Origin of the sequence: Cesiribacter sp. SM1 (assembly GCF_020178975.1) — a bacterium.
Lineage (GTDB): Bacteria > Bacteroidota > Bacteroidia > Cytophagales > Cyclobacteriaceae > Cesiribacter.
In genome coordinates this window covers 1-7,401 of record NZ_JAHXBU010000096.1, presented here as the reverse complement: position 1 = coordinate 7,401, position 7,401 = coordinate 1, and the positions used below count along the sequence as shown (strand labels likewise).

The window sequence follows — 7,401 nt, the reverse complement described above, 5'->3', positions numbered from 1 at the left end:
ATGGAAAAACTACTACAGCCAAAAACCTTCATCTACACTTGTGGTCAATGAAAATCAGGACTAACTTTTAATGGTAAACTTATATCAGTATTAGCAACAAACGGTCAACACATTTTAGGACGGGTCAACTGTTAAAGTGTAAAGCAAAACCTCCGTTTGTTGAGAATTAGCACTTCCTTCACAGAACCTTCTTAGTAGCTGTTCTTTATCCTCAAGAATCCATCTCAAAAATCAAATACTGATTAATGACATGATATTGAGTTACTGAGACATTATTGAAAGAATATTATCAAGACAATTAAAGTAGTCTATCAGAGATAAAGGAAAAAAATTGTCTAAGCCTCTCCTATCTAACTTTTCCCAATGCTCATCCTATGGATATTAGTTTTTGCAGGACCATAATCAGTGAAATCGATGCTTGAAACTAATAGATAATTCACGAATTTATGGATAAACTTTGTACCCCATTTGTACCTCAAGTAGCTGAAAATGCTTTCAATTAATAGATATACAGGTTGTTGTTAAAATATATTACATTCTGCATCGTTAAATATGTATATTTTAAATATGTTAGTTTATGTTTTGAAGTCTTCTTAAAAAACAAATTCCATCAACAATAAAAGCGGCTCCGGGATCAATCTCAAAGCCGCTTCTTCATTTCAAACAGTCGCTAACTCTAAAAAGAATAGCGCAGGTTTAGATAACTGCCAAAGTTTAAGATATAGGTCTTGTTGAATTCAGACGGCAACCTTTCCGTACCCCTGAAGACATTGTGCAAGCCTCTTTCGGCGCTAAATCCATAGCCAATAATCAGACCGCCCAAGCGTGTTTCCTGCCCAACAGCCAGGCGAAGGCCATAGTCAAAACGGTCATACTGGCTATGTTCCTGCAGTCGTATTTCCCCCTGTTTACTCTCTAAATACCCGCCATAAACACCTGCCTTGGCAGTGAGCCAGTTGGGCACATGCTGGCCCCATCTGAGAAAGTTCTGCTGATACTGCAGGTAAAGTTTGTAATAGCGCAACTCCAGCTCTTTTCTTAAATACTCCCCCTGCTGATACATCTTATACTGCTGTCCTACCCGCCCCACCAGGTGCATCTCGGTAGCCAGCAAACTGTTCTGGCCCAGGCGGTAGTTGAGCACTACGCCCCAGTTTTGCTTGTAAGTAGGATCGGTGGCAATTAGGCTGTTCTTATTGTAACTATTCTTGGTTTCGTTATTCAGCAGCCAGCTGTTATGATACACCAGTACAGGACCTGCTTCAAACCTGTTGCGGCGCAGGTACTCCTGCTTTTTCTCTTCCACCAGTTCCGCATGGCTTGTCTCCTTCTCTATCCCTGTTTCCAGAGGCATAACCTGCACATCAATTAAGCCTTTGTTCAAGACCAACATCATGGGTAACCTTTTTATTGAAACAGGCACCGCATCTGCAACAGACGCTTTTTCACTGCTCATGTGATCATGATCAGCCACAGAGGCTACAGCCCCTATTCGAGGTTTTTCTTCTATTGCTTCAGCCCCTGAATCAAACAAGTACTGTCCCATGGTTTGATTGCTTTCTGATGGTTCGGCGCCTAGGCTTTTTGTACTCGTTAAGGTAGCTTCATCCGTCTTAGGGATCAGTGACTGTGCCACGCCCACACTTTCTATAAAATCTGTGCCAGCTGCTGGTGCTGGATGGGTTGATGCAGCCTTCTGGTTGGCAGCACTTCCTTCCTTCCCTTGGCAAAGCACCTGATCAGGGCTGGAGGCCTCAACTTCTGAAGCACTAATCTCCACACTTACTTCGGTCTGTTCTTGTAAAGTAGCTTGTGGTGGTTTTATAGTAGCTTTCGTGGCAGACAGCGCCTTTTCATTCGAGGAACTTGATGCGTCTGGATCAGAAAAAGTTACCGGCAAGCCTGCCATAGCGCTAGGATGCATTTCAACTCCTGCATGATCCGCTGGTGCCTGACCTTTGATATTGGACAAGGAGCCAGTATTTGTTTGGTGGGCAAAGTTTCCGTTCGTAGCTGAAGGACTCCACAGCAGATAAGTGCCTACTGCAGACAACAGCAACAAAAGGATGGCTGCTGCCATGCGGAGGCTTGGCCTGAAAAGAATTTCTGGCTTATCAAGCTCTTGGCTAATTCCCTGCCAGACCCGCTCAATGTTGAGCTGACGGTTGATGCCAGACCACACATGGCCAGGCGCTCGCTTTTGCAATGCAGCAAAACTTTCTTTTACTTTCTGATCCAGTGGATCGGCCAATGGTGTTTCATCCAAAGGGGGGTTCGTGGTATCCAGCGCAGCAGATAAATTTGCCCATAGCGTATCAGGAGCCCCCTTGCTCTTGTTTTCAAAGCTGCTTCTGATGAGATCATTCAGTTGTTGATTTTCCTGCTCCTGCATCTCGGATCTTTGTACTGCCTACTTTCCTTCTTTTTGTATAGCGCCTACTGAAATATGGTTTCGCTGCTTTGTTCTATTCTGTTGAGGATGATTGCGTAGATATGCTCGTTCGTATCTTCATTGATGAGAATATAATTTGGCAGCTCAATTTCACTATCCTCTTCCTGCTCAACCTCCTGCAGCAGGGCCTGATCCAGATAAGAAAGAGGAATTGTTTCAAACCACTTTACCGGATCCAGTCTGATTATAGCGTTAGCCGGAGTATTTGCCCGTAGCACAATCTGTGTATTCCCAGACAACTCTTTAGCAGGCATTTCAAACGCTAGGGAAGATCCTAGCTCAATGCGAAGGGGATAGAGCACCCCATTGCTGTTCAGGTAGGTTCCTTCCACCACCAAACCGCTGTCTTCTAGATCGTCGTAGAGTTCCAGTTCCACCTCAAGGCGGGTGTAGTTTCCCTGTGGTACTTGAAAACGAAGGGCCTCTACCGCTTGAACAGGATCAAAAGGAACATGCAGCCCCTGCTCATACTCCTTTTCAAAATATACATCGTCACCTTCTTCCCTCCTGCCATCAAAAGTAAAAGAAGCCAGTCGAATGGATCCCTGCCTAAAGTTTAGACGGCTATTGGTACTTACGTTACGGTTGATATCTACCTGAAAGCCAACATCAGTAGGAAGTTTGAATTCCTCCTCATCCTGACAGCCCCCCAACAGGGTTGAAAATAGTATGGTGGTGTACACGATTAACTTATTCATTTCACATGCACTTATATGATTTAACCTTAGGAATGCCCCGCCCAGGTATGAGATTTGTTTTAGGCACAAAAGGTTGGAAAGAACTCTATTCATATGTTTCTTTTGTGCTTAGGCCAACCTTTTCTTTTCCTCTAGAGACACCTGCAGCATGGCTTCCTTCAACAGAAACCTGGCCCTGTTGAGCTGCGACTTGGACGTTCCGACCGATATGCCCATCAAATCGGCGATTTCCTGATGGTCATAGCCTTCAATGGCATAAAGCTTCAGGACTAAACCTGCTTTTTCAGGAAGATTATTCACCAGCTCAATCACTGCATCGGCATGGATGGTCTCCAGGATAGTTTCGACAGCCGGCTCAATGTAGGTCTTGTAGACACTTAGGTTTTCTGTTTCCTTACGTTTCTTTTGGTATTGCACCAAAGCCGTATTGACCATGATTTTTCGAATCCAGCCTTCAAAGGACCCGCCAAAAGTGTAATTGTTTAGATTTGCAAAGACCTTGATAAATCCCTCCTGCAGCACATCAGCAGCCTCGTCCTCATCTTTGGTATAGGTGAGGCATACGTTGTACATCTTATCGGCATACTTACGATACAGCACCTCCTGATACTGCCGTTCCCGGGCAATACAACGTTCAATCAGCTCTTTTTCAGACATAAGTAATTGGGAGTTAGCGTTCTGTGCTGCTTCTGTTAAGGCAGAGGCAGGACAAGCTGAACGAAAATATGGACCAAGCGTCTGTATGTTATTGCTTTAGCTGGCCCTATCCTACAGAAGTATGGTTTAGCACCCTTTAGGTAGAATTCAGGTCCTTCTCAAAAGCCTGCTGATATTGCTACCATCTATCTTCAACTACAGCTAACGGTGCAGATAAAAGTTAGCCTTAGGATGAAAGAGAAGACAAAAGAAAAGGACTACTCAGCTGCAGCCCTTTCCTATCTAAACCACCCTTAACTTTCTCTTTTGAAATTTTTCTAATCTATTTCAGTGACAGCACGCTGCTACTCTACGGAGATCAGATGGATTTCTTCTTCATGATCCTTTAGCCACATCTCATTTTCTTTCAGGCGCACAATCGTGTATTTGTCGATATCGGTCCCTACAGAAATAACAAGGGCTTCCTTATCGCTCATGAACTCCCATGTACCGGTCTTATCAGTTACGCCTCCATCTTTTTCCATAAAAACACCATCTTTGCCAAACACCCAGCTCTCACCGGTGAAGTCAGTGGTAATTTCTACTTTATCTTCATGGTCATAGGCATACTCCACCTTCCACTCATTAGCTACTCTAGCTGTTTTGGAGCGTAAGCTTAAACCTGGTCCTTCTTCATATTTACCGCAGGCTGCTACTCCCAGTAATAAGCCAGCTAACATCAGTATCCTCTGCTTTTTCATTATCCAAATGGTTAAGGTATTCAGTTAGAATTTTTGCTTTATTTCGTAATTACTCGCTGATTTCCACTTCGGTAGCCAGGTCAAGACCTTCTGCTGCACTTTCGTAGATGTCGGTGTTTTGTGTTTCGCTAATAACAATAACACCTTGTGCATCTTTGGCAGCTAATGAAAGATCTTCATCAGTTACCTCGATAAACCACACGTTTGGATCGAAAGTAACCTGTGCCAGGATGCTTTCTCCACCAGCAAAAGTAATGGCGCCTTCTTTTTCCACTTCAAAGGTCTCTCCTGAATTGAATTCAAAACGCACAGGGTGCTTGACCCCATTTGCATCTGTATAAGTACCATTTAGCACTACCGCCGGCTCATCCGAATCGTCCTGCAGCTCAATTTCTACTTCTACTTCATTGTAAGTGCCTGCAGGAATTGTAAGGCCGCTGATGTCAGGTGTAGATATTCCTGTGGCAAAGTCAATAACTGTAATTTGCTCCAGATCCACCTCTACAGAGTCGGTAGCGGATTCAGCTTCGAACTGTATTTCACGAATGGTAATAAAGCCTGAAGTGAACGCTAATGAATTTCCTGCCAGCACTCTTTCTCCTGCACTGGCTGAAGAAGTATTTACAGTATTGAAGCTCATGTTCACCTGAGCAGTTTGTTGTGGAGCTACATCATCCTCACCGCAGGCAAACATGCTAAATGCCAGTACGCCAGATAATGCTAATTTGTTGAAATACAGAATAGTAGTTTTCATAACAGTAATTATCAAAGGGTTCTTATTTACTTTTTATGTCCCTTAGATCATAGTTGGTGGCAAAAGGTTGGGAAGATTTTCTGGTAGCCATTTCACCTAACCAGCTTCAGATGTATGGTAGTCGCTTATTCTGTACTTTTAGTCCTGGCATCATAGAAAACCAGATACATTTTCAGGGATAGCAATCAGAGAAAAATCCCTCCAATCTTCCGCTGGGGATGATGCTATATCATTTAGGCTATGCCAGCCAAGGGTTTGGTACATCTGTAAGGTTAAGCAAGAAACCCAAAGCTATATGGTCATAAAAAAAAGAGTGAGGGTATATAAATCTTTTCTATGAGATTTAGTTGGCTCTGGCAGTAGCAGAAAATGGCATTAGAGCCTACTTCTTCTAAAATACTTTAGGTGTGCCATTGACTAACTGAATATAATGGACCCCGAAAATAGGATAGCGATTTAAAGTGTAAAAACCATTAAATTGTTGACTATGCAAAAGCGAAGATCCTTTTCAGCTGAATTCAAAGCTAAAGTAGCCATTGAGGCGCTAAAAGAGCAACAGACCCTTCAGGAGCTGGCCCACAAGTACGAACTGCATCCCAATCAGATTTCTGCCTGGAAGCAGGAGTTTCTGGCAAACTCTGCCAGTGTTTTCAACCAAGGGAAAAAGAAAGAAGAAGCTTCTGTAGACACTGGCAAGCTCTACGAGGAGATCGGCAGACTGAAGGTGGAAGTGGATTTTCTAAAAAAAAGAGTCTAGTACTGTAACATCTTAATTATCGAACTCCACAACAGGGTAGAATTTCCTGAAGGTTTGATGCGCATCATCAGAAGTAAAGCTCCAGCATATTTTCACTTTTCGCCTGTTTCTGTGCTGCTGCCAAGCACTGACTATTCTTTTCATTTTCTCTATTGATCCTATTCTTTGCTTTAGGCACTGGCGACTCAGAGCAGAGAATTCAATTTCAGCGGGGCTGCCCCAGCCATATTGAGCCAGGAGCCATGCTTAGGAGTAAAACAGAAGCTGATTTTTTCCCTTAGTTCCATAGCTCTTTCTTCGGGCAGAGTTGCAAAGAAAGAGCCATAGCCGTGGATGTTTAAATTATCCAGCACGATTGTCACCTTTGCAGCATCAGCATATTGCTCCTTGAGAAGCTTATCTACAAAAAGGGCAAAATCAGTCTTTGTTCTTCTTTCTGTAGTTTGGCAGTAGCGTTCTCCTTTATCCATATCATAAGCCAGAAAGAGATTGCAAGTGCCATTCCTTTTGTACTCACTGTCCTGCCTGAAAGACCTGCCTTGCTTCATAGGCAAAGGCTCCCGCACCTCATCAAGTAGTTGACATGGACGCTCATCAAGGCAGATCCTTACCTCTCCAGGTTCGGCATCTCTTTGGTAGGTATCCAGCACGGCTTCCATTCTCTGGATGTATTCACCATCTATTTCACCGATGACCCATTGCTTCTTTTGCCAGGGTTTAAGCAGCTTTTTTTCAAAAACCTTCTTACTGGTTCTGTAGAAAGCTTCTCAACATACCCCAACTCCACCACCTTATCACAGATCATCTGCAGAGTCCAGTATTCATTACCTTCAGGAGGATCGCTACAGGCAATGGCGGTAATCTGCGCCTTTACCTCATCAGTTAGCTTTGGCGGCTGACCAGAACGAGGCTTCTCTTCGATGGCCTCTTTGGCATCCTTACCCACTTCCAGATATCTGTTCCAGATCTTGTAAACCGTTGACAATACTACATCCGCTTTAGAGGCTATCTCTTCTGCACTCACTCCTTCTGACAAAAGAAGAAGTATCCTAGCTCGCTTTACTTTCCTGACAGAATGCCTGCCCTTCTTTAGTATCCCCTGTAAATATCCCTTTTCTGATGCCGATAAAGTAACTTCCCTACTCATGCTCCCGCAACTTTATCACAATCAACAATTTAATCTGTTTTTGGTTCTATAAATTAAGATGTTGTAGTACTAGTGCTCTTCCAATTTAATCCATAGAAATTGCATTAGCTTTATTGACAGCTAGATATTGCCGCGATAGCTTTTCTCTGGCAGTGTTGACAGTAAAGCTCCAATGGATTTTAGCTCTTCGTTTATT

Annotated in this window: 9 protein-coding genes; 1 reads left to right on the top strand and 8 read right to left on the bottom strand. The window is 43.4% G+C overall.

The window, feature by feature from the left end; all coding sequences use genetic code 11:
- Nucleotides 1–676 precede the first annotated feature (676 nt).
- From KWJ01_RS27620 to KWJ01_RS27600, 5 genes are all read right to left on the bottom strand, one after another.
- Nucleotides 677–2,392, bottom strand: a complete 1,716-nt coding sequence (locus KWJ01_RS27620) for a PorT family protein (RefSeq protein ID WP_225000387.1) — start codon at nt 2,390–2,392, stop codon at nt 677–679.
- Between the two features lie 44 nt (nt 2,393–2,436).
- Nucleotides 2,437–3,150 carry a hypothetical protein gene (locus KWJ01_RS27615; protein ID WP_225000386.1) on the bottom strand — a complete coding sequence of 238 codons (714 nt, stop codon included), beginning with the start codon at nt 3,148–3,150 and terminating at the stop codon, nt 2,437–2,439.
- A gap of 108 nt (nt 3,151–3,258) precedes the next feature.
- Nucleotides 3,259–3,807, bottom strand: coding sequence for an RNA polymerase sigma factor (locus KWJ01_RS27610; RefSeq protein WP_225000385.1), 549 nt, complete (start codon nt 3,805–3,807; stop codon nt 3,259–3,261).
- 344 nt (nt 3,808–4,151) lie between these two features.
- The gene (locus KWJ01_RS27605; protein ID WP_225000384.1) at nt 4,152–4,547 is read right to left on the bottom strand and encodes a lipocalin family protein; all 396 of its coding nucleotides are present in this window, start codon (nt 4,545–4,547) and stop codon (nt 4,152–4,154) included.
- A gap of 49 nt (nt 4,548–4,596) precedes the next feature.
- Nucleotides 4,597–5,301, bottom strand: coding sequence for a hypothetical protein (locus KWJ01_RS27600; protein WP_225000383.1), 705 nt, complete (start codon nt 5,299–5,301; stop codon nt 4,597–4,599).
- Between the two features lie 487 nt (nt 5,302–5,788).
- Between KWJ01_RS27600 and KWJ01_RS27595 the strand changes: the two genes are divergently transcribed.
- Entirely contained in the window at nt 5,789–6,058 is a 270-nt protein-coding gene (locus KWJ01_RS27595) for a transposase (RefSeq protein WP_225000382.1), read from the top strand.
- A 12-nt stretch (nt 6,059–6,070) separates the two neighbouring features.
- Here KWJ01_RS27595 and KWJ01_RS28115 read toward each other — a convergent pair whose 3' ends face one another.
- The 3 genes from KWJ01_RS28115 to KWJ01_RS27585 are packed head-to-tail and all read right to left on the bottom strand — an operon-like array spanning nt 6,071 to nt 7,205.
- Nucleotides 6,071–6,202: a hypothetical protein gene (locus KWJ01_RS28115; RefSeq protein WP_255651235.1), complete on the bottom strand. Its 132-nt coding sequence runs from the start codon at nt 6,200–6,202 to the stop codon at nt 6,071–6,073.
- A 41-nt stretch (nt 6,203–6,243) separates the two neighbouring features.
- Complete coding sequence (locus KWJ01_RS27590; protein ID WP_225000388.1) at nt 6,244–6,783, bottom strand: IS630 family transposase; 540 nt, start codon at nt 6,781–6,783, stop codon at nt 6,244–6,246.
- Nucleotides 6,738–7,205: a helix-turn-helix domain-containing protein gene (locus KWJ01_RS27585; protein ID WP_225000381.1), complete on the bottom strand. Its 468-nt coding sequence runs from the start codon at nt 7,203–7,205 to the stop codon at nt 6,738–6,740. Before KWJ01_RS27585 ends, KWJ01_RS27590 begins: the two co-directional genes overlap by 46 nt.
- Nucleotides 7,206–7,401: the final 196 nt, after the last annotated feature.

Excerpts from the sequence above, each read along its gene's own strand:
- KWJ01_RS27610 (WP_225000385.1), bottom strand. The coding sequence starts at position 3,807 with ATGTCTGAAAAAGAGCTGATTGAACGTTGTATTGCCCGGGAACGGCAG.
- KWJ01_RS28115 (WP_255651235.1), bottom strand. The coding sequence starts at position 6,202 with ATGAAAAGAATAGTCAGTGCTTGGCAGCAGCACAGAAACAGGCGAAAA.
- KWJ01_RS27595 (WP_225000382.1), top strand. The coding sequence starts at position 5,789 with ATGCAAAAGCGAAGATCCTTTTCAGCTGAATTCAAAGCTAAAGTAGCC.
- KWJ01_RS27585 (WP_225000381.1), bottom strand. The coding sequence starts at position 7,205 with ATGAGTAGGGAAGTTACTTTATCGGCATCAGAAAAGGGATATTTACAG.
- KWJ01_RS27615 (WP_225000386.1), bottom strand. The coding sequence starts at position 3,150 with ATGAATAAGTTAATCGTGTACACCACCATACTATTTTCAACCCTGTTG.
- KWJ01_RS27620 (WP_225000387.1), bottom strand. The coding sequence starts at position 2,392 with ATGCAGGAGCAGGAAAATCAACAACTGAATGATCTCATCAGAAGCAGC.
- KWJ01_RS27605 (WP_225000384.1), bottom strand. The coding sequence starts at position 4,547 with ATGAAAAAGCAGAGGATACTGATGTTAGCTGGCTTATTACTGGGAGTA.
- KWJ01_RS27600 (WP_225000383.1), bottom strand. The coding sequence starts at position 5,301 with ATGAAAACTACTATTCTGTATTTCAACAAATTAGCATTATCTGGCGTA.